A 21,295-nucleotide genomic window follows, 5' to 3' on the forward strand; every position below is an offset into this window, starting at 1 on the left:
CCCTGACCGCCTTGGCCACCTTGACCACCCTGGCCACCTTGACCACCGCCTTGGTTACCGCCCTGACCGCCACCTTGGTTACCGCCCTGGCCACCTTGGCCACCGCCTTGGTTACCGCCCTGACCGCCTTGAGCTCCACCTTGACCACCGCCTTGGTTACCGCCCTGGCCACCTTGGCCACCTTGACCACCCTGGCCACCTTGGTTACCGCCTTGGCCACCTTGACCACCTTGACCGCCAGCCTGACTCTTACCAGCTTCTACTTTTTTAACTTTTACAGATTTAGCATCACCAACTTTTTTCTGGTTAGAAGAGTTGTCTTCAATCATTCCTGAGCCGGAGGAATTTCCCTGCGGATTTGCACCTTGAGAGGCTGCGGCTTGAGCCGCCTGTCTTGCTTCAATTTCTGAATCATCTTCAGAAAGATATTTAGCAGTAACGATGACATTTCCGCCACCAGCAGAAATATCTCCATTTAATTTGTAAGCGCCATATGGGGCGTTGATATAAACATTACCGCTACCACCAGCACTAATGTTTCCGCCAGCGGTAACTAGCGCTGTACTTGCGAGCCCCTGGCCCATCGAAGTTAATTCAATATGGCCATTGGTTGTTGTAATTGAGCCTTTAGTATCTAAAATGGCTTGGACAGCAGACTGATTTAAGTTGGTTGTTATTAAACCGGAGTTATCAATTGCTAATTGAGCATTATCCGTTGCGAGTAAATGCACTTCTTTGGCAGCATTAATTGAGCCCCCAGCCGCTTGAGAGACATTGGGCGCAATGACAGCCAAAGAGCCATTGTTTGTTGTGATAGATCCATTTAGGTTAATGGATCCCGCACTTCCACCATTTGTGAAGGTGTAGTTTGTGCTGTTAAAGCTTGAGTCAGAAATTCCTAAAGTTGAGAAAACTGATCCAGCAGTAGACACAGTTGATCCAGCTCCAAAATAAATACCCTGGGGATTAACCAACCAAACACCGCCGTTAGATTCAATCCTTCCATAAATTTGACTTAATGGAGCTCCACTAGTGACATTATTCAGAAGAATCGAGGAAGAACTTGACTGAACTGCTTTAAAAATAGAGTCAGAAGCTAGCGAGAAGCTTGACCAAGTAACAATATTTTTAGACGCACTTGCACCAGTGGTGTCAACCGTCAACGTTTTGATGCCGCTAGCAACAGTAGGGGTAACGGTCACGCCAGCAGGTGCAGAAGATAGAACTGGAACGGTCTGAGATGCTGGCGGAGCAGACATAACCAGACCTGAGCTCGCCATCAAGAATGTAATAGCGGAAACTTTAAAAAATGGAGCTTTAATTTTTTTCATAATATTTTTGATTCTTGATTTAGAAGAACGTAGACAAACTTACCCAGACCCTACCGCTTTGCGTACCATCATCCAGTAAGACACCGCCATTGAAAGTACCTATGCGATGTGCATAAATGGCTTTTAATTCGTAATATCCCCACTTTTGTAGAGACAAACTTACGCCTGCGCCACGGAGCATTCCACTCCCGTAAATGGGGTCAGAAATGTCATTGCCTTGATCATAGAAGATTGAGGATTTCACAACCCCATAATCCCCAGCAGATGCTAAGTCCTTACCCAACTCTGCAGTAAATAAATTGGCTTTATTGGCAAAAACAGCAGTTGGTCCATAAGCTCTTACCGCATTCACGCCACCAAGCGCAAACTGCTCAGAGCTATCCAATAAGTTGTCGGTGCGCTGACCGGACCAACTTAATAACAAATTAAACCCAGAAGGTAGGGACTGAGCCCTTACAAGACCAAAAGTGGTTTTTTGATATGCCGCAGGATTTGTTGTGCTGTAGCCCTGCTGAGGAAAAACAGTACCACTGTAGTAGTAATAATTACCAAAGGTTGAGCCGCCATTTAAAAAATTATCAGTAAGGGCACCACGCAAACCCACTTTACCCACTTCAATATTTTCTATTTGAGCCTGGGTTCCGGCTACCGCTGTATAAAAGTCACGAGATGCATAACTTGCATCCGCATACAAATTTCTTCCAAATTGCAAAATTAATGGGTACGAGAGATTTGCTTCATAACTTTGGTTATGGCCAGTACTGGCTAAGGAGGTAGCATTCGCTGAAGTTTGATAATTGGATGCTAAAACGTTCAGGCCACCAACTAAGCCGCTAACCCCAATCGGCCTTTTGTAATCGAGCATTCCCGCAACTAAGCTTTGGGTGGTTACAGTTCCCAGGACCGTTAATCGATCGCCAACACCCGTCAGATCATCCAGCTTAGATACCGCAGTCAATCGACCCTTACCGGTTGAGCTCGAGCCATAGTTATCAGCCACTACGTTCCAACGTACCGGCGCACCTTCGGTTACTTCCAGATCCGCGTCAATCAATCCTGGCTCACGACCTGGATTTAAAACCAACTTGGCCTTTACACCTGGCAAATCATTAATTAAGAGCATGGTTCGTTCAAAATCGAGCCTCTTAAATCCGCCAGTTTTAATCAGATCCTCGAAATAACGCTGCAATACCTCCGGATCTATTCTTTTTGGATCGCCTTTGATATTGACTACTTTATCGATCTTGCCGTTATAAGCCAGCATTCGCACTCGGCCGTTGAAAATTTCTTGGTCAGGCACGATTACTCGAAATACGGGATAACCCTTAGCGTGGACTAAATCCTCAATCTTTTGGGCCAACTCCTTGAGCTGGCTCATGCGATTAATTTTCTTTGGTGCCATGAGAATCGCGCTGATTTCGTCTACAGGCACATCCTCAGGAATATCTCCAACGAGCTGGATTTGCGTTACCTCAACTGGCAAGTCTTCATCGGTGCCCAGAGGGACTATTACGCGCTTTGGCCTAACCTCCTTAACTTCCAATACATTGGCGGGCTCCACCGAATTTCGAATGGTTTGATTGTTATCAATTAATTCACGGAATACGTTACCCGAGTCAATCTGGGGTGCTGCGATCGCCGCCTGCCCAACTGTAGTTATCGAAAGAAATAGCGCTAAGCGAAGCAGGCCCGGCATCAAAGGAGAGAGGTTTTTCATTAATTTTAAGAACAGCAAATGCCGAGATATATAAGTTACTGATAAATATTGATAAATTCGGGCGATTTTACCGAAAATTTCTCCATAAATTGATAAAAATTAAAAATAAATCACCTTTATTTATGAGCAAGAAAAGTCCTCGGCGCCCCCTCTGAAGCACGATAGAATTGAGTCCCTGTTATGAATAAAAGTGTCAAACCGTCAAATTCACTCTCGAAGGACTTGGAAGAGCCTACGATGATTTGCTCGTTTGGCAAATCCCTTCGCAAATTTCCTATTTCATCCGTTGTGTCCATTGAGCCAGCAGGTTTAATCGCACGCATACCATTTGGCAAGCCTCCCTTTGAAGGCTTGATGTCCGGAAACTATGGGACGACACCTGTATTCAATCTCAGTACGCATTTGGGTGAAAAGGAGTCAACTGGTAAATATTGCCTAATCCTTCAAACCAAAAAAGGACTCATTCGCCTATTAATGGATTCGGTGGTTACATTAAATGCCAATAAGTATCTTGGGCACGATGAGATCCCCACAATTAGCAGCGATATTGACACGTTGCTCGAAGACTATGGTCTCAACAATAAAAAAACGATTAATGCGATTGAACATGAGCAAGTGCTAATAACGCCAGCAAGATCGGCGCTCATCTTGCAAGCCAATCAGCGTCTTTATGCATTTGATATTGAATGCGTGGACTTTATCGAGCATCACAAAAAAATTAACCAGCTTGATGCTTGCAAGCAAATCGTCACCCTTCGAAACGATGACTTAGTAAAAGGCACCTCTTTAAGCAAGTGGCTAAAACAAGATGATGCTCAAGAACAGAAAGAGCTCTGGTCGATTGGATATTCTGATGAAAACTCACCAGCTACCATAACGGTTGAGAACATCCTAGGAATTGAATCCATTCCTGTGCCCCTATTTCACATTATTAGAGACGGGCAGAAAAGAAATATTTGGATCAATCACCCCAAGCACGGGGCAATTAGATTATTAAATATTAATGACTTTACAAAAGATGGGAACGGTCCTATTCATGAGGGCATTTTCAAACAGATTGACTCCAATCCACTCAAAAAGATCAGCCCAAATGAAATCAAGATCGATCAAAACAAAGCTGGAATCGGCATTAACCTTGGGTTGTTTGGTCTGGTGCTACCAACAGAAGTGATTGCTCATGTCGACAATAAGACATTTGCAACCAGCATCAAGCAAAAGCCCTTTAAACGGGCCCTGCCAACTTTCGACCTAAGTCAAATCACAAATCCAACATCCAGCGAGGCGTCACAAATAAATGAACGCCGCGCCATTACAGTACGAACCTCTGAAAATAAGAATTTGATATTTTTAGCGCCAAATATTTATGAGCCAGATAAATCAGCGCCATGGGAGCCTCTTCCCATCATGCCAAAATCTGCCGCCAAAATATTTAGTGCTATTAGAGTTAACAATGGGCACTGTGAGATGCTACTTAGCCCTTCGATGCTGTCCGACCCTCCCCCAGCACCACTAAACAAAATTACCAAGAATACATTTTGCGGCTGGCACCGCACTAACTAATTAATACATCCAAATAGGTCACCTCCCAGGAAAGCAACCATGATTAAAAATCTCTCCATTAAAAATAAATTGATTTTATTGGTGTCGCCGCTTTTGTTTTTCATATGTCTCATCGGTTGGGATGGCATGAAAACGACCAATGAAGGTGAAAAAGCGTTGACTACGATGTATGTAGACCGTGTCGAGTGCTTGGGCCAACTACTTAATGTCCGTGATGGCTATTCTATTTACATCATGGGTGCAACGCGTAAATTGGTGGCTAGATCTATTGGATATGACGAGGCTCTCAAATCTTTTGATGAAGGTCAGGCTTTGATCGAAAGAGAGTGGAAAACCTATCTTTCAACCTATCTTGTTCCAGAAGAAGCTGCAAAAGCGGATATGGTGAAAGAAAAAATGCGCGCTGCCGAGGCAAGCCTAAGAACATTACGCCAGAACATCAAAGATAAAGATGGCAATGCTATTGCGCGTTTTGCCGATAGAGGTCTAGCTGAAGCGATTGACCCAATCGTATTTCAACTCTCTGGTCTTTCTGCGCTACAAGTCCGTGTAGCCAAAGAGGTGTATGACGAGCATCTAGTCACAAGCTCTCTTAGCAAAAAATTCCTTATTGCAATGATTGTGTTGGCAATTGCAATCAGTGCGTATCTGTCCTACAAAATTATTTTAATGATCACCAAGCCACTTGAGATCGCCAATAACGCAATTGAAAAAATGGCCGCAGGTAACCTGGACATTGAAATTTCGGATGATGGATCACATGACGAAATTGGGCAAATTATTCGATCCACGGCCGCAATTACTAAAACCCTACAAAAGGTTGAGCGCGATTTACGCGAGCAAATTAATGCTGCCAAAGAAGGATCGTTATCTGCCCGTGCTGATGCAAGACAACATCCTGGAGCGTTTGGCAATCTCGTGAATGGCGTAAACGAGCTTATGGAAAATCTCACAGCGCCAATGAATGAAATCGCCAATGTCATGGCAAAACTTGCGTCGGGCGATATTCGTGGGCGTATCACAGGTGACTATGCGGGTGAACTTAAGGCGCTAAAGGCAAACGTCAACCGCAGCCTTGATGCTCTTGTTTCATTACTGGACTCAATTAGCAATTTTGCAACCACAATTGCAAAAGGTGACCTAACCTACCAAATTGAAGGCAACTTCCAAGGCGAGTTTGCGGCTATCAAACAAAACTTAAATGCTGCAGTTAATCAGTTAAGTGGTGTCTTAAATAATGTCATTGAAACTACAGAAAAAGTAACTGTATCGGCTACCCAAACTAGCGCTGCCTCTAAAGATGTTTCTGAGCACGCCCACAATCAAACAGTGAATTTAGTAGAAATTTCTGCTGCAATTGAACAAACAGTATCTGCAATTTCAGAAATTGTTCGCTCCACTGAAAAGGGCGCCGCTCTCGCGCAAAAGGCTGCCGATGCAGCCGAGAATGGCGAAGAAACACTAAGTGCCCTCTCCGAGACAGTCAATGGAATTTCTGAAAAGAATAAGCAGATTAACCAGATTAGCGAACTCATTGGCGATATTGCAGAAAAAACATACGTTCTTGCCTTAAATGCCGGATTGGAGGCGCTAAGAGCCGGCAATGAAGGTGCTGGATTCGGACTGATTGCCAACAAGATTACTGCTCTTGCCGAAGAGGTAGCCGAAGCTACCCGCTCTATCAAATCTTTAATTAGCGAAGCGACTGATACTGTTGAAGAAGGCGTGCACGGCGCTGGATCAGCTAAAACCGCTATTCATGAAATCGTAGATTTATCTCGCCAGAATGGCACCACCGTTCAAAGCATCGCAACATCAGTGGAACAACAAAACTCCATGATGAAAACACTCAAAGATAAAGTGTTAGAGCTCAAACTTATTGGCCAGTCTACCGCAGCGGCAGCAGAAGAAATCTCTGTAACTATGCAATCGTTGGTTGGCACTGCTCAGTCTCTGAAAAAAGAAACTGATCGCATTAAAACAAGCTAGGAAATATTTTGTCTACTAACCCAAAATTAAAAAGCACGGCCCAACAATTAGCTTTACCGCTAATTGTCTCTGTTGCCGTACTCTCCGTTTTTTATTTTGGTGGAGATGCATATCAGGCGTTTGGCATTGCCGCTGTTGACAGTACAAAGAAGTTCTTAAAGTATGTATTGGGTATTGTTGCCTTCGTAGCAGTGGGTTTGCTGTTAAATCGAATTGTTCGACTTATAGTATTTGAAGGCATCATTCTTAGCGCCACTGGCTTTGTAGTTCCAAAGCTGCTGTCTCAAATTACCAGCCTGCTGATTTTTATCATTACCGTTGCGGCATGTGCCAACATTGTTTTTGATCAAGACCTCACTGTTTTATGGGCGGCATCTGGTGTTGCGGGTTTGGTGCTTGGTATGGCGCTCAAAGAGCTATTGCAGGACGTATTTGCGGGCATCGCACTTAATATTGACCGTAGCGTTGCTATTGGTGATTTTGTACAAATCCATAAGGCCGGGGATGACAAAATTGTTGGTCAATTGCTTGAAATTAGTTGGAGATCAACCCAGATTGAAGACACAAACGGCGAAGTCATTTCTTTCCCCAACAGCAAATTTAGCTCTTTTACCATCACGAACTTTAGCGCCTCCAAAGCCAGTGGCCGCTCCGTATCCATCACCATTGATGGTCGCGTCCCTACAGCTAGGGCCATGAGAATTTTGCAGTCAGCCACTATCGATGCCCTAACAGAGGTGATGGGTCAATACGGCTCACTTCCCAAAATTGGTATCAAGGCAATTAAAAATGATGGTGTTGAGTACTTAATTAATTTTGAATCCGAGTACCAACATATTGCTGAAGCCACATGGAAGATTCAACAAGCGGTCATTTTGCACCTTGCAAAGGCCGGCCTAAAACCTGCGGGTCATAAAACTGGTGAAGACCCAATTGCTGACGCAAGCTTTGCAGCGCCTGATAATGCTCGACTTAGCGCACTCATAAGTGCAGCGCCAATCTTTAGAAATGTTTCGGCTGAAGATTTGGCATTATTAGTTCAGCATGTCAGATTAAGAAATATTCAAGCTGATAAGGTGGTAGTCCAAACCGGAGAGGTTGGAAGCGAGATGTACTTGGTGCTAGAAGGTCTTCTCTATACCAGTGGTGGACGAGCTGTTGCTCACAGACCCTCATTACCAAGCATTCTTAGGCCGGGTGATTTGTTTGATGCTTTTGCAACCCTACTTGGCAACGTGCATACGACCACTGTAAAAACACGCACCCCTAGTTTAATTTGCGAAATTAGTATCGCTGGCCTGCAAGAACTATTTAATTCCAACCCCGAAGCACTTAATCAGGTTGCTAAAAATTTAATGGAGCAAGACTCTAAATCAGGAATGATTTGGGATGAGGAGCGGTTTATGGCGATGACTGCCCAAATGCACCATCTATTCCCTCCAGCCACGGTGAGCTCTAGAAGCTTGCAGTAAAAAAGTTTTCGTCCTATAAATCAGAAAATAGATAGGCCACTTCAGCCAAAGTTGAAGGCGATTGAAATGCGCTCATCGTCTTCCTCTTCCGTCAGATTTTGCTCGACATAGTGACGAATCCAAGCGGGAAAAATGATGAGCTTGTTTTCATCGGTTGGAACGCTCCAAGTACAGAAATTATTTGGATTTCTTTGGTCTATTCGCATAAAGTCATCCAAAGGATCTGGTCGCTCCATAACAAAGGTTCCAGAGTTAACCGGCGACTTTAAATAAACTACAGCAGCAAAAAAGGCAGTTGGATGGTTGTGGCTTATGTTGTAATCGTATTTCTTGTTGATATTGACCCAGTAGCCGCCATCTTTAGGTTGTTTATTTATGCCAAACTCAGCATAAGCCTTGCAAACATAGTCGTAGACTATGTCATATAAAGGATCGAGCTCTGCTACTTTACCCCTGTTATATGGCGGACTTTGCCAACCACCCCGATTACTTATCACTACATCGGATTGATCAGAATCGCGTAACTTTCTGACTATCGGTATAAGGTGAGATAGATCACCTAATGATGCCCAATAGAATTTAGTTTGGAAAGGCACTACTTCATTTAATGGATTTAATCCGGACATTTTTTCGTTGATTTAGAACCGAAGATATCGTCAGTTTAAGGCAATATTTTGAAAAACCATTCAAAAAGTGGCAATAGAGCAAAATCACAAGAAAGCACGTGAGGCTATCTTGAATGCGAATTTATGCGCTTTATATTCTTCCCATGCTTAACCAGCTAGTTTTAGCTTAACCCAACGATTGACCATATAAATTGGACAACTCGTAAAGCAATGCTCAACAAAACCACTCGAAGGTGGTTTTAATATTTCTTAGTAACCAGGGAGATCGACCGGGATCCAGGATGTCTACTCTTATCCAAAAAATTTATAGAACACCCACCCCAAGTTCAATACAACCAGTGTAATTAGCGTATTGAAAGTAAATTTCATTCCAAGAATTCGCTTACTGAAATCTGGTGGCGGCACATTAATGCCCTTGGCGTGAATCAAACGACCGATGATGAGAGTCATGCCAGGGAGCGCGACCAACCACCAAGGGGCGCCATTTAGCTCTAAACAGGCAATCAAAATAATTCCGAAAGGAACATACTCAGCAAAATTGCCCTGGGCACGAATTGCTCGCTCCAGATCTTCATGGCCACCACTTCCAAGGCCAACCTTATTTTTCCTTCTAAGACCAATCACAGCAAACGAGAGTCTCACAAAAATGAGGGTGAGAATAGAAGCAATAATTGATGTAACTATTAGCATTTAGATCTCCAAAAAATTACTAGGCATTAATTAGAATACTTGTTCAGAGCATGCCAACCAAAACTTAGCAATGGAAGCATGTCTTTGGCGAAATTGGTAACCTCATTGATTAGCTCTTTTGAGCATATTATTTTTCTGGATAACTGCTTTCTAATAATCCAGCCCTTCAATTTAATTGCCTGCTCGACCTCTTGTGGAACGTCATTAAAGCCCCGCGGGATCCTTGCTAGCGTATGCGAATAATCAAGTACAAAACCTTTTCGCTTTAGGGATCGCTCAATAGAAAGCCAGGCCTTTGGATTATCCAAAATTCCTTGCCGAAGTCTTTTTAGAATATGGCTCTCTGGTTGTAAATATCCTGCGGCACAACGACTGCCCAAGGGGTCCAGCCGAAAATATAAAACCCCGGGCGAATGCTTATCGCCGGTTCTTGTAAATAAGCCGCTAGCATGCATGTTGTAAGGGTGTTTTGCCTTTGAAAAACGTGCGTCCCGATTAATTCTGAATAGAGATCTTTTCGGGTCACCCCATAAAGGGACATCACTACTGGCAAGCTTTTCAGATAAGGTCTCCGTGAAAAGCCTCATTGGCTCACGAACATAGCGCTCATATTCAGAGCGATGCTCGGCAAACCAAACTCGATTTTGGTTATTGGTTAACTCTTCAAAAAACTTAAAAGATTTTGGGCTGAAGCCAGAAAACTCTGTCATAGATAGTGCTTAATCGATTGGGGTTTATTTATAACATCATATCGATTAATGAAAAACCACCCAAAATGGTTTTGGTGTTTTTTGATTGGCCTAAATCTCTACCTTTGCTCCAAGCTCAACCACTCTATTGGTTGGAATAGAAAAAAAATCTGACGGCTTTGCAGCATTTTGATACATCCATGCAAAAAGCTTTTCTCTCCAAAGAGCCATTCCAGGTATTGCGGAAGGCACCACAGTATCGCGAGCCAAAAAGAATGAGGTCTCCATCGGTTCGCACTTAATGTCGTATTGAGTTCCCAGCAACTCCATAATTTGATTTATGTCTGGTGTTTCTTTAAATCCATACATAGCTCTAACTAGATATACGCCACCGCCCATCTCTTTTAATTGAATTCTGTCTTTATCCTCAACATAAGGCACATCCCAAATACTCATTTTGAGAAAGATCACTCTCTTGTGGAGAACTTGGTTATGTTTAAGGTTATGAAGCATTGCAACTGGAACATAGTCAACGTGCGCAGTTAAAAATACTGCGGTGCCATTTACTCGAATCGGCTCACTTACCAATAAAGACTTAATGAATGCTTCCAGTGGAATGCCGCCATCTATAGCCTTTTGCCTCAATAGCATTCTGCCTTTGTACCAAGTAATCAATAAAAGGAAGCACAATGCGCCAAGTAGCAAGGGGAACCAACCACCCTCAGCTATTTTGAGCGCATTCGCAGCAAAAAAAGCAATATCCACTAGAAGGAAGGCGCCAATAACAATCGCTACTAATACTGAATTCCATTTCCAAACAACCTTCATGACTACTGCCGCCAATAAAGTAGTAATTACCATGGTGGTTGTTACGGCAATTCCATAGGCAGCCGCTAGATTGCTAGATTGCTTAAAGGCCAACACAACAGCAATCACCAAAGCTAACAACATCCAGTTAATTGTTGGCATATAAATTTGCCCAACCTCTTTTTCTGATGTGTAAGAGATTTTCATTCTCGGAACAAAGCCCAGCAATATAGCCTGGCTTGTCATTGAATAAGCGCCAGATATAACCGCTTGGGATGCAATGACAGTGGCCATTGTTGCGAGAATCACTAGGGTAAGCGTATAAGCTTCAGGAACCATTAAGAAAAATGGGTTTGATATCGCCTCCGGATTAGATAGAAGCATTGCTCCTTGTCCAAAATAGTTCAGCAGCAAACAGGGCATTGTTAATAAAAACCATGCATATTGAATCGGCCTAATACCAAAGTGACCCATGTCAGCATAGAGAGCTTCTGCACCCGTTAACACTAAAAATACAGCCCCCAACACAATGAATGCTTGCAATGAATGCTCAAGTAAAAAATTGATGGCAAATATTGGATTGGCTGCAAGCAAAATAGTTGGGTTGTCGATAATGTTGTAGGCTCCCATTATTCCCAGAACCAAGAACCATGCCACCATAATTGGCCCAAATAGAAAACCAACTAAAGCAGTTCCTTTTTTCTGAATTAAAAATAAGGCCACAAGAATGGTGAGAGTAATTGGAATCACATATTTCGTGAATTGAGGAGAGACAATTTCAAGACCCTCAACTGCTGATAGCACCGATATGGCGGGCGTAATTACAGCATCTCCATAAAACATACATGCGCCAAATACTCCTAGCATCATGATCGTTAAGGCTCTTCTGGAGTTTGCTGGCGCAGTTCTGAGTGCCAAGGCCATTAACGCCAATATTCCACCTTCACCATGGTTATTAGCCCTCATCACAAACAAAACATACTTTAGAGATACAACAACCAAAAAAGCCCAAAAGACCATAGATATCACCCCAAAGACCGACTCCGAGGAAAAGGGGATGCCATGCTCTGGGCTGAAACATTCTTTCAGCGCGTATAAAGGGCTAGTTCCAATATCCCCGAAAACAACGCCAATAGCCGCAAGCGTTAAAGCGGGAAGGCTACCCTTGGAATGGTTATTGCCCTTAATTTCAATTGGGCGAAGAATATTTGACTGGGAATACTCTGGATTGCTAATAGACATGGGCTTACTCGTTGTTTTGAATGCCCCATCAGATCATGTGCGACGTATCAATCGCATAAACAACTATGAGACTGCTAGGCGGTAGCCAATCCCAAGCTCAGTTAAAAGGTACTCTGGCTCAGCTGATACCTTTTCAATCTTAGCCCTTAATCTACCCATATGAATTCTAAGATAGTGCGTGTCATCCACATACTCAGAGCCCCAAACCTCTGAAAGCAATTGGCGCTGAGTAAATATTTTTCCTGGCCTTGTTGCTAATAGCATCAGCAACTTATGCTCAATTGGGCTTAGATGAATTTGATTGCCGGCTAGCTTTACAAGCCCAGTGGAGAGATCAACAAGCAAATCTTTATTTTGATAGCACTGGTCGCGCATTGACATCTTTTGAGTGCGCCTGAGACAAACATTTATTCTTGCTAATAACTCTTCAACATTAAAAGGTTTGGATAAATAATCATCAGCACCTTCATTCAAGGCAACGATCTTTTCTTGCTCTTCTTGTCTTGCTGACAGGACAATAATTGGAAAATCGTACTTCTCTCTGATTTGTCGAATTAAATCCTTTCCATCCCCATCGGGCAGCCCTAAATCAAGAATCATCAGCTTTGGCGTACTTTCAGCCAAACAACTATTTGCCTCCCTTAAAGATTTAGCTAACTTAGGAAGATGTTTAGCCGCACTTAAACTAGCGAGCAAAAAATGGGCGATTTGCTCATCATCCTCTACCGCTAATATGTAATCTGAAATCATGCGCTTGCCCTAAAAGGGAAGGCCATACCCACATAAGTACGCTTCTCACCCCCAAATTCAGATTCAAAAAGTAATCGCCCTTCGTGTTTATCCATTACCGCCCTGACTATTGATAAACCGAGCCCAAATCCTTTTTTATTGCGTTGATATGACTGCTGGTATCCGACTAAATTTTTATCAAAATCTTTAGGAAATCCAGTGCCCTCATCAATTACGCCAATCCGAATTTCATCCTCTACCCTATCTACCAAGATCTGTATTGGCTTAGACGATACCGTCGCTTTAGCTGCGTTCTCTATTAAATTCGTTAAAGCTAAAACGATTAGGGCTTGATCGCCGTATATAAGTTCATCCTTTGCATTAATGACCAGCGTTAACGAGGGCTTTATTTCCCTGCTGCTGTATCTTGCCATGACCGCTCCTACGATCTCCTCGGGTGACTGCCAATCCATGCGAAGCTGGTTACCATCAGCCATACCAAGCTTGACTAATGAAAGTATATTTTCAGTGGAATCATTGAGGTATACCGCTTCAGAATGAATTAGCTCTAACAACTTTATTGATTGCGCTTCTCCCAGCTGTTTACCCTGCTGCAAAAGTGATGAGCTTGCACCAATAATGGTGGTCAACGGGGTTCTCATATCATGCGAGACAGATGATAAAAACGTCTTTTGCATGGACTCGCGATGCGCCAACTCTCCAGCGTCTTTTGCCTTAATTTCTGCTATTCGCTTTTGATAATGAACAGACAACTGGTCGGCTATCGCCCGTATTAGGCTCACCTCAATATTTTCCTCGTGCGTCCGCTCAATTACCAAGGCTGGAAGATCATGACTTTTGTAGAACCTTCCAAACGGAACACACCAATAATCAATGGCCTCTAAAGTTCCTGTGTGTGGGCCTAACATCGTTCCATACTCAATTGCGTGAGACAGGTACCATGAGTCGAGCTTTAATTCACCTGGCCTAGAGCTAGCTAATTCAATGCTATCTTTTGTGATGGGATCTAACTTCAAAATCGCCACATCACAGCCTAACTCGCTCTTCAGTAATAGGCAAAATTTCTGCAAGGCATCCGTAGAATCAGTCTCTACAGAAAAGATCTCAATAATGGCTCTTAATAAATTCGCTTTAAAGGTTTCCTTCTCTGCAATATCTTTCTGCCTTCGTAACTGATGCACTAAAGAAGTAATTGCAATAGACACCAATAGAAAACCGAGTAATGCACTCCAGGACTCAATACTTCCAATAACAAATGTATATCTAGGCTCTACATAAAAGAAGTTAATTAGAAGAAATGATCCTATTGCAACAAAAATCGAGGTTACTAATTGGCTTTTATAGGAGACCCAGATTACGAGAATGAGATATAAAAATGAAACTCCTGCCAAGCCAAGATAGTCATCAACCACATGTGACAGGGCTGTTATCGCAATAATTCCAAGAAAAATGCTCATTGCCTCAAGCAAGATTGGATTTTTCGAAGAGTTTCTATTTGTCATGCGATCAATATACATTCACTGATGTATCAATCGTATATACATTCTTCGTTTTAAACACGACTTTATTGCACGCCGGCTTATATAGCTTTGTGAGCGAGGCTCGACAAATTCTCATGTTTAAAAACTGTAATTTTATTAGTAAAGCATCAATTCTCAGAGGCAAATAAAGTCAAGGTAATGGAATAGAAAGAATTGCCTTTAATGTAGTCTGGTCTGCGTTATGGCTAATTCCTTTACCGACTCCCGCCTGAAAGGCTATTGGCTTGCCATCGTAATACACCATGGCATAAACCACATTGTTCATATTGGGATAAATAATTGGCTGGGTAACCTGATTTACATTGGTATACAACTCCCCGCCCAGTGCCCAATCCTGACTAACGTTGCGGGAGACTCTAGTGGCAGTAGCAAATACCGGCCCTTGATGTACTAACGGTTGAGAAATTGCTTGGTCAAAAATTGGATTGAACGCTACAAGCCATTCATCAATATGTTTACCTACAATAAATCGAACTTCGCCGTTATACCTTGATGGCTCGTATGGGTATGGGGTATCAGAGATTTCTAAGTTCACCCCCGCAAAGAATGGATCCCCCTTTTCCTCTTGATATGGGAGCCACTTTAAACGAGCTTTTACACCCGCATAATTAAATGAGTTGTTGTTATTGGAGTAGCTAATATAAAAACCCGCCTCTAAATCATGGCCAAGTCCATACGCCAACTCTGGCGTCACCCTAGTGTTGTTGTTATTTACCACCTCACCTGGGTAGCCTTGTTGTTGATTGCCCCTTGGCGTAGCGTTCAGGTGCAATTCTAGGCTGTACTCACCTTTTGCATTAATCTCATCATCGTAAACCTGAATTTCATCCTGAAGATAGGCATTTGCCACACCAGAAGACGCCAATCCAGCCAAAAGCAGAATACGAACAAGAGATTTTGATATGCAGAATTTCATCCTTAGAGATGATATCGAATATTTATCAACTGAATATTACATGCAGCCACACAAAAACTTAGGATATAGATCAGAAACAATTGCTCATGGCCCTTACCTTAATCAAGGCCTAAAAACAAAACCCCCACCATTTCTGATGAGGGTTTGCTTTTATGGTGGGCCCACCAGGACTTGAACCTGGGACCAAAGGATTCCGGTTTGTGTTAGTTTCCTAACTCCCTGGACTATGCCTTCACCATATCTTTCGACTTAGGTGGGTGCCGTCTAGTCTCTACACCTTCAACAGCACTTTCATACTGAAGCTTGGCTCGGCGTTAGCTTGGATATTTCTACCTTTAGCTTTCTCCGAATTTGACACCATCCCTTATGCAGTTTCCACACATAAGGCACAACTTTCGCTATGAGTCCTCTGCTCTAACCAACTGAGCTATAGGCCCTAAAACTTGTTTTACTACACACCATACTGCTGGTGTTTTTTACTGCAAAACCACATAAAACCGCTAAACACTACACACCATGAAAAATGCCCTGGTGTGTAGTCGGTGTGTAGTGAATTTAAACCACCTTTTTCACCACTAACCTCTTGATTCAATTGAGGTCTTTACTGCTAGACCTCATGGTTAACTAAATTATGAGAGCAGACACTCTTAAGCACCTATAAGGTTTTCAAGAGCTTACGTCTCCTGTTTATCGGTGTGTGACTATTCGTGCGACTAGATTGCTTTGATTTAAGAATGTAATTTGTCAACCATTGGTTTTGAAGTTACACACTTCTAGGAGCAATGACCAAAACACCTCGTTGCTGTTTGAGTTATTCGCTACGGATTCAATGATGGATGCTTCCGTTAGTGAAAATGCTGCATTTCCTTGCCACTCAACAATCTAGGCAATAGATCTGGTAAGTTATCACCAGAGAGAACTGAGTTAAATAAGAAAATTAACTCAAGTGGAATGTTTTCGCCAGCGCAATATATTCCTCTTCTACATCCGATTTTCTGTGCAATTAACCTTACAGCTATAAGTTTTTTTAAATGAAAGTCCAAGGTTCCAGAATCAAAGCCAAATTTATCAATTAATTCTTTTGGTCTAGCACCAGCACTGCCTGATCGATAGATATATTCAAAGACTCTTAGTCTTGTTTCATTGCCTAGAGCCTCAAAAATTGGAATAAATGATGATAAGCTCATGCAAATATCCCCAGGGGTACAAATTTACTACCGACTTAATTAGATGTACCGGTGGTGTAATCCAAAATTGGTTGAGACAGACTATGACTATCTCTGAATGCAATGCTATGTATAGTTTCCTCAACTTCAACCAACCCCTCATTTACTTCGTATTTGATTGACTGAATTTCACGTGATAAAGCCTGTGATTTTGGATCCATATGATCTGGAATACGATGTGGATTGCTTGGGCTGGGCTTGTCTTGTTCGTCAATGCCAAAGTAAACATTTGTTGCACCAACTGCAGCCGAGCCAACTATTAAAAGAGATAGCGCCCACCATTTAGCAATGCGGTGACCACCAAGAAATAAAGTGCTGCTCATGATAGGGCTCCCAAAAGTTGACTTTAGTCATCCTAAAAACATCAACCCTTTATAGATATAGAACTTTAGTGGTAGCCAAAGCATCCTCAGAAATGGCCCTCAGCCTCAAAGGTAAAAATCTAAGCAAAAACCCTTAAGAAAACACTATTCACTTATGCTCATTAACTAAAATTGAGCTTAATCAGCCATTTATGTAGAACTAAAGTATTAGATTTGCAATTGTCACGAATGACATAATTGATCCATCCCAAAAATGGCCAAAAATAAAGAGAAAACCGGTAGCCATGCATTCCGCATCCCTGCTGATCGTTGATGACCATCCTGTATACCGGGATGCGTTGCACCAATTTTTAACTCGAAAATTCTTTTCGTCTGGCAGTCAAGTCTTCTCAGCAAATTCCATTAAAGAGGGCTTAGGAATTGTTCGCTCTAAAAAATCAAATTGGATCATCCTCTTAGACCTCTTAATTCCAGATTCTGAGGATCAGCTATATGGCATTAAGGAGTTTAAGAAATTAGAAGATGTAGTGGCTATTGCAGCAATATCAGGCCTTGAAAAAGAGAGCCTTGAAGCTGAATGTATCGAGGCTGGATGCAGTATTTTTATACCCAAAAGCAGCGACACTTCATTTATCTACCATAGCTTGTGTGAATTAATGGGGTTAAGTCCTGCTGAGAGCGAGCTAACCCAACTGACTGATAGACAAAAGCAAATTCTGAGTCACATCTCTAATGGCGATTCTAACAAGATGATTGCTTACTCACTTAATATCAGTGAACAAACAGTCAAAGTCCATTTGGGCGAAATATTCAAAAAGATCAAAGTATTCAATCGAACTCAGGCTGTAATTAAAGCCAAAGAAAATGGATGGGTATAGGGCGTGAATACATTCTCTATACAAAACAACGAAGCTTTATTGCTTGAAGAAAAGTATCAGTTTCTAGAAACCGCCTCAAAAACAAATACCGCAGGAACTATCATCGGCCCATTACTGACCGGCGCCTTAGTGTTTCAGGATGCCCCCTTAGACCGCTTGGTGATTTGGCTACTTATCATGGCCATTTGTGTTGGATTTAGAGCCTACATGGTTTTTTCCAAAAACCAGGGGCAAAACTTGTCAACCAAAAAGAAAATTTTTAACTTAACCGTAGGTGTATTTTCTGTTACTGCGTGCTGGGGACTGGGATGGCTAATCGTTGCTCCAATACTCCCCTTCAATCTGCAATGTCTTTATTTGCTCATGAGCTCGACTGCAATATTTGTAGGTTTATATGGCTACTCAATCCATAGACCCACATTTCTTTGCTTTGCTTTGCCAATCTTTATATGTCAGTTTATCGCCTCACTCATACCACCATTGATGTTTCCTTGGCCAATTTTATTGGGTGAATTTGCATTCTCTATATATGCCATTAAGATGGCTTCGTATTTCTCAAACTCATGGATTAAAACAGTTAGCCTTCAAATACAAAATCAGTCTTTAAATAAGGCGCTTGAGAATGAACGCAATACAGCAATAGAGGCAAACGTTGCAAAATCAAAATTTATTGCGACTGCCAGCCATGATTTACGGCAACCTTTACATGCAGTCAATATTTACTTAGATTTATTTGATCTTAACAAGCTGCCATCTAAAGAAAGAGTTAACTTTCTTCAAATTAGAAAGAGCATACAAACTTTAAACTCTATGTTTAAGTCACTACTAGACTTGAGCAAATTAGATGCGGGATCTGCAGATCAACTTGAAAAGCCTTTTGAGCTCCTAGAGCTGGTAAGCTTTTTATCAAATACCTATACGCCGATTGCAAAAAGTAAAAACTTGGTACTCCATTTTGACTTTTTGAATATAGGAATTAATGGCGATAAGCTTTTATTACAACAACTTCTTGGCAACCTTATCTCAAATGCCATTCAATATACGGCTACAGGATCAGCCCTAGTAAGGTTCACCTCACATAACAATTGTCTACAGGTGATGATTGAGGATACTGGCTGCGGAATTAATTCCGATCTTTTAGACAAAATTTTTGATGAATTCTTTAGAGTCGATGGCACTAGAAATATGCACGATGGACTTGGGCTAGGGCTTTCCATTGTCAAAAGGCTCTGCAAATTATCAGACACCGAAATCTCCGTCAAATCTACGCCAGGATCTGGAACCACTTTTAGTCTTCAAACAAGATATCCTGTTTTTAACTTAGCGGATGGAGCCGAGCCTTTTCTAAAGGGAGCCTCATACAAAAATACACAACAACAAGACTCCTTGATTGAGGCTAAATCGATTGCCGTTTTTGAAGATGATCACACCATTTTTGATGCCTATAAGCAAGCTCTGACTCAAAATGGTTTTGCAGTTTTATCACTTTCAGAAAAAAGCAAAGAGCTAACAAATCAACTCGCAAGCATTAATCATATTGACTGTATTTTAAGTGACTATCGACTCGAGACAACAACTGGAGATCTTGTTATTCAACAGTTACGAGAGAGTTTTGGAATCGATATTCCCGCAATCATTATCACAGCCGATACCTCCCCCCAACATATCCAATTGTTTAAGGAGCTAAACATTGAGGTGCTTTATAAGCCCATTGGCTATAGTGAGATCGTGGAAGCAATCAAGTTACTTTTAAACAAATGAATATATTACTAAAAAAATTGAAAATATTATGAAATATAAACTGATTACAACTGCTATTGCCGTCTTGCTATCTGCACATGCAAATGCTCAAACCAAATCAAACGCTTGGGAAGGCGCCTATGGGCAAATTGGCTTTATTGGATATGAAAGCTATATCCCAAAAAGCTCAAATGGAACAACCACAACGGCTGGAGGCACCACATACCCAAATACAGCAACAGCAAATCATGCAAATGGACCGGCTGCGAATATTTCGATTGGTTATAACTTCGACATTGGTAGCCAATATCTACTTGGTGTAGGGGCGGCGCTGTATCCAGGACACTCCAGATCTGCCAGCTCTACCCTCATCACCAATGGCTCAATTATTAAAACTGGTACTTATGATGTATCTAACATCTTTAGCTTTAGCATCATTCCAGGCTATGCAATTGATAAAGATCGCCTTATCTATGCAAAAGTGGGATATGCAGGATCGACTATAAATGCCAACTCCCCTGGAAATTACCCCCAACAATCAAATCGAGTTAATGGGACGGTCTATGGCTTGGGGTACAAGCAGTCTATTACAGAGTCAATCTACGCATTTGGCGAAGGAAATTATGCAGTGAATAGGTCAAAACCTGTTACGGTTTTAACCGACAGTGGATCAACTGTAACCTCAACGGCTGATGCAACCGGATATGACTTCATCCTAGGCATTGGATATCGTTTCTAAAACATGCGTAAATATGCTGCAAAAAAAACCACCCCAAAGGGTGGTTATCAATATTCAAAATAATCATGTAAATAATTTTGAATAGCTACGGTAATTTCTTTATAGCATCTCTTAATTAAAAAACTCATTGCTTGAGTCAATAAGTCTTGTTAAATAGAACTAAAGTATTAGTCTTGGTTTGCAGATACATTACCCAAAGCATCTACTAGGTAGGCTTGGGCAGATTCAAGATGTTTGCTACTATCAGCACTACTCAAGGCCAAGGCACTTGCTAGCCCGATCAAAACCATTGACAAGGCTACGATTAGTTTTACGGTGAACTTGCTCACTTAAATTTCCTATAAAAAGATGATTAAAAAATTAAAGCTAAATTTTTTTAGCACTCGAATTCTAATTTGAAATGTATTACAAATTAATGAAATTTGACTGCTATAGAACCAAAGTATTAACTAACAAAAGATACTAGAACTAAAGTATTACTCAGCGTTTATAAGCAAAAAAAATTAGTCATATTTTTATTCCAATTGTTAATTCTTTTTTACGAAAAACTAATCGAACTTTTTGGAGCTCAAAAGACAAAACCCCCACCATTTCTGATGAGGGTTTGCTTTTCTGGTGGGCCCACCAGGACTTGAACCTGGGACCAAAGGATTCCGGTTTGTGTTGCTTTCACAACTCCCTGGACTATGCCTTCACCATATTCATTTCTGAACTTAGGTGGGTGCCGTCTAGTCTCTACACCTTCAACAGCACTTTCATACTGAAGCTTGGCTCGGCGTTAGCTTGGGTATTTCTACCTTTAGCTTTCTCCGAATTTGACACCATTCACGCAGCGACTTTCATCATCTGGTGCACAACTTTCGCTATGAGTCCTCTGCTCTAACCAACTGAGCTATAGGCCCTAAAACTTGCTTTTTACAACTCGTTTACTACACACCTTACTGCTGGTGTTTTTTACTTCAAAACCACATAAAACCGCTAAACACTACACACCATGAAAAATGCCCTGGTGTGTAGTCGGTGTGTAGTGAATTTAAACCACCTTTTTCACCACTAACC

The 21,295-nt window shown here is 41.8% G+C and carries 17 protein-coding genes and 1 pseudogene; 6 read left to right on the forward strand and 12 right to left on the reverse strand.

All coding sequences use genetic code 11. The features are described from left to right. Positions 1-1,331, reverse strand: a pseudogene (locus DCO17_RS08465) (two-partner secretion domain-containing protein); the annotation flags it as partial. Between the two features lie 19 nt (positions 1,332-1,350). After that, entirely contained in the window at positions 1,351-3,048 is a 1,698-nt protein-coding gene (locus tag DCO17_RS08470; RefSeq protein ID WP_173956292.1) for a ShlB/FhaC/HecB family hemolysin secretion/activation protein, read from the reverse strand. 180 nt (positions 3,049-3,228) lie between these two features. On the opposite strand from DCO17_RS08470, the gene DCO17_RS08475 reads away from it, so the two are divergent. Genes DCO17_RS08475 through DCO17_RS08485 form a run of 3 tightly spaced genes read left to right on the forward strand, consistent with a single transcriptional unit; the run spans position 3,229 to position 8,069 of the window. Next, positions 3,229-4,608 (forward strand): hypothetical protein, encoded by a 1,380-nt coding sequence (locus DCO17_RS08475; protein WP_173956293.1) that lies wholly within the window; start codon positions 3,229-3,231, stop codon positions 4,606-4,608. 39 nt (positions 4,609-4,647) lie between these two features. Then, positions 4,648-6,597 carry a HAMP domain-containing methyl-accepting chemotaxis protein gene (locus DCO17_RS08480; RefSeq protein ID WP_173956294.1) on the forward strand — a complete coding sequence of 650 codons (1,950 nt, stop codon included), beginning with the start codon at positions 4,648-4,650 and terminating at the stop codon, positions 6,595-6,597. An 8-nt stretch (positions 6,598-6,605) separates the two neighbouring features. After that, complete coding sequence (locus DCO17_RS08485; protein WP_173956295.1) at positions 6,606-8,069, forward strand: mechanosensitive ion channel family protein; 1,464 nt, start codon at positions 6,606-6,608, stop codon at positions 8,067-8,069. A 41-nt stretch (positions 8,070-8,110) separates the two neighbouring features. Here DCO17_RS08485 and DCO17_RS08490 read toward each other — a convergent pair whose 3' ends face one another. The 9 genes from DCO17_RS08490 to DCO17_RS08530 all read right to left on the reverse strand — a co-directional run bounded on the left by DCO17_RS08490 (position 8,111) and on the right by DCO17_RS08530 (position 16,879). Beyond that, positions 8,111-8,695: a putative 2OG-Fe(II) oxygenase gene (locus tag DCO17_RS08490; RefSeq protein ID WP_173956296.1), complete on the reverse strand. Its 585-nt coding sequence runs from the start codon at positions 8,693-8,695 to the stop codon at positions 8,111-8,113. A 291-nt stretch (positions 8,696-8,986) separates the two neighbouring features. Continuing rightward, complete coding sequence (locus tag DCO17_RS08495) at positions 8,987-9,385, reverse strand: MAPEG family protein (protein ID WP_173956297.1); 399 nt, start codon at positions 9,383-9,385, stop codon at positions 8,987-8,989. 26 nt (positions 9,386-9,411) lie between these two features. Then, complete coding sequence (locus tag DCO17_RS08500) at positions 9,412-10,095, reverse strand: DUF2461 domain-containing protein (RefSeq protein WP_173956298.1); 684 nt, start codon at positions 10,093-10,095, stop codon at positions 9,412-9,414. A 90-nt stretch (positions 10,096-10,185) separates the two neighbouring features. Next, positions 10,186-12,087, reverse strand: a complete 1,902-nt coding sequence (locus tag DCO17_RS08505; protein ID WP_437342823.1) for a potassium transporter Kup — start codon at positions 12,085-12,087, stop codon at positions 10,186-10,188. Positions 12,088-12,186: 99 nt separating this feature from the next. After that, positions 12,187-12,873, reverse strand: coding sequence for a response regulator (locus tag DCO17_RS08510; RefSeq protein ID WP_173956300.1), 687 nt, complete (start codon positions 12,871-12,873; stop codon positions 12,187-12,189). Beyond that, positions 12,870-14,330, reverse strand: coding sequence for a DUF4118 domain-containing protein (locus DCO17_RS08515; protein WP_217425418.1), 1,461 nt, complete (start codon positions 14,328-14,330; stop codon positions 12,870-12,872). Before DCO17_RS08515 ends, DCO17_RS08510 begins: the two co-directional genes overlap by 4 nt. Before the next feature lie 214 nt (positions 14,331-14,544). After that, positions 14,545-15,330, reverse strand: coding sequence for a hypothetical protein (locus DCO17_RS08520; RefSeq protein WP_173956302.1), 786 nt, complete (start codon positions 15,328-15,330; stop codon positions 14,545-14,547). Between the two features lie 845 nt (positions 15,331-16,175). Then, positions 16,176-16,517 carry a winged helix-turn-helix domain-containing protein gene (locus tag DCO17_RS08525; RefSeq protein ID WP_173956303.1) on the reverse strand — a complete coding sequence of 114 codons (342 nt, stop codon included), beginning with the start codon at positions 16,515-16,517 and terminating at the stop codon, positions 16,176-16,178. A 35-nt stretch (positions 16,518-16,552) separates the two neighbouring features. Continuing rightward, positions 16,553-16,879, reverse strand: coding sequence for a hypothetical protein (locus DCO17_RS08530; protein WP_173956304.1), 327 nt, complete (start codon positions 16,877-16,879; stop codon positions 16,553-16,555). Positions 16,880-17,163: 284 nt separating this feature from the next. On the opposite strand from DCO17_RS08530, the gene DCO17_RS08535 reads away from it, so the two are divergent. The 3 genes from DCO17_RS08535 to DCO17_RS08545 are packed head-to-tail and all read left to right on the forward strand — an operon-like array spanning position 17,164 to position 20,236. Then, a complete protein-coding gene (locus DCO17_RS08535) occupies positions 17,164-17,757 on the forward strand; it encodes a response regulator transcription factor (RefSeq protein ID WP_173956305.1) in 594 nt (197 codons plus the stop codon). A 3-nt stretch (positions 17,758-17,760) separates the two neighbouring features. Further along, positions 17,761-19,518, forward strand: a complete 1,758-nt coding sequence (locus DCO17_RS08540; protein WP_173956306.1) for an ATP-binding response regulator — start codon at positions 17,761-17,763, stop codon at positions 19,516-19,518. A 28-nt stretch (positions 19,519-19,546) separates the two neighbouring features. Continuing rightward, entirely contained in the window at positions 19,547-20,236 is a 690-nt protein-coding gene (locus DCO17_RS08545; protein WP_173956307.1) for an outer membrane protein, read from the forward strand. Positions 20,237-20,403: 167 nt separating this feature from the next. On the opposite strand, the gene DCO17_RS08550 is transcribed toward DCO17_RS08545, so the two are convergent. Continuing rightward, a complete protein-coding gene (locus DCO17_RS08550; protein WP_173956308.1) occupies positions 20,404-20,565 on the reverse strand; it encodes a hypothetical protein in 162 nt (53 codons plus the stop codon). Positions 20,566-21,295: the final 730 nt, after the last annotated feature.

The sequence above is a fragment of the Polynucleobacter tropicus genome (genome assembly GCF_013307225.1).
In the GTDB taxonomy this organism is placed as follows: domain Bacteria; phylum Pseudomonadota; class Gammaproteobacteria; order Burkholderiales; family Burkholderiaceae; genus Polynucleobacter; species Polynucleobacter tropicus.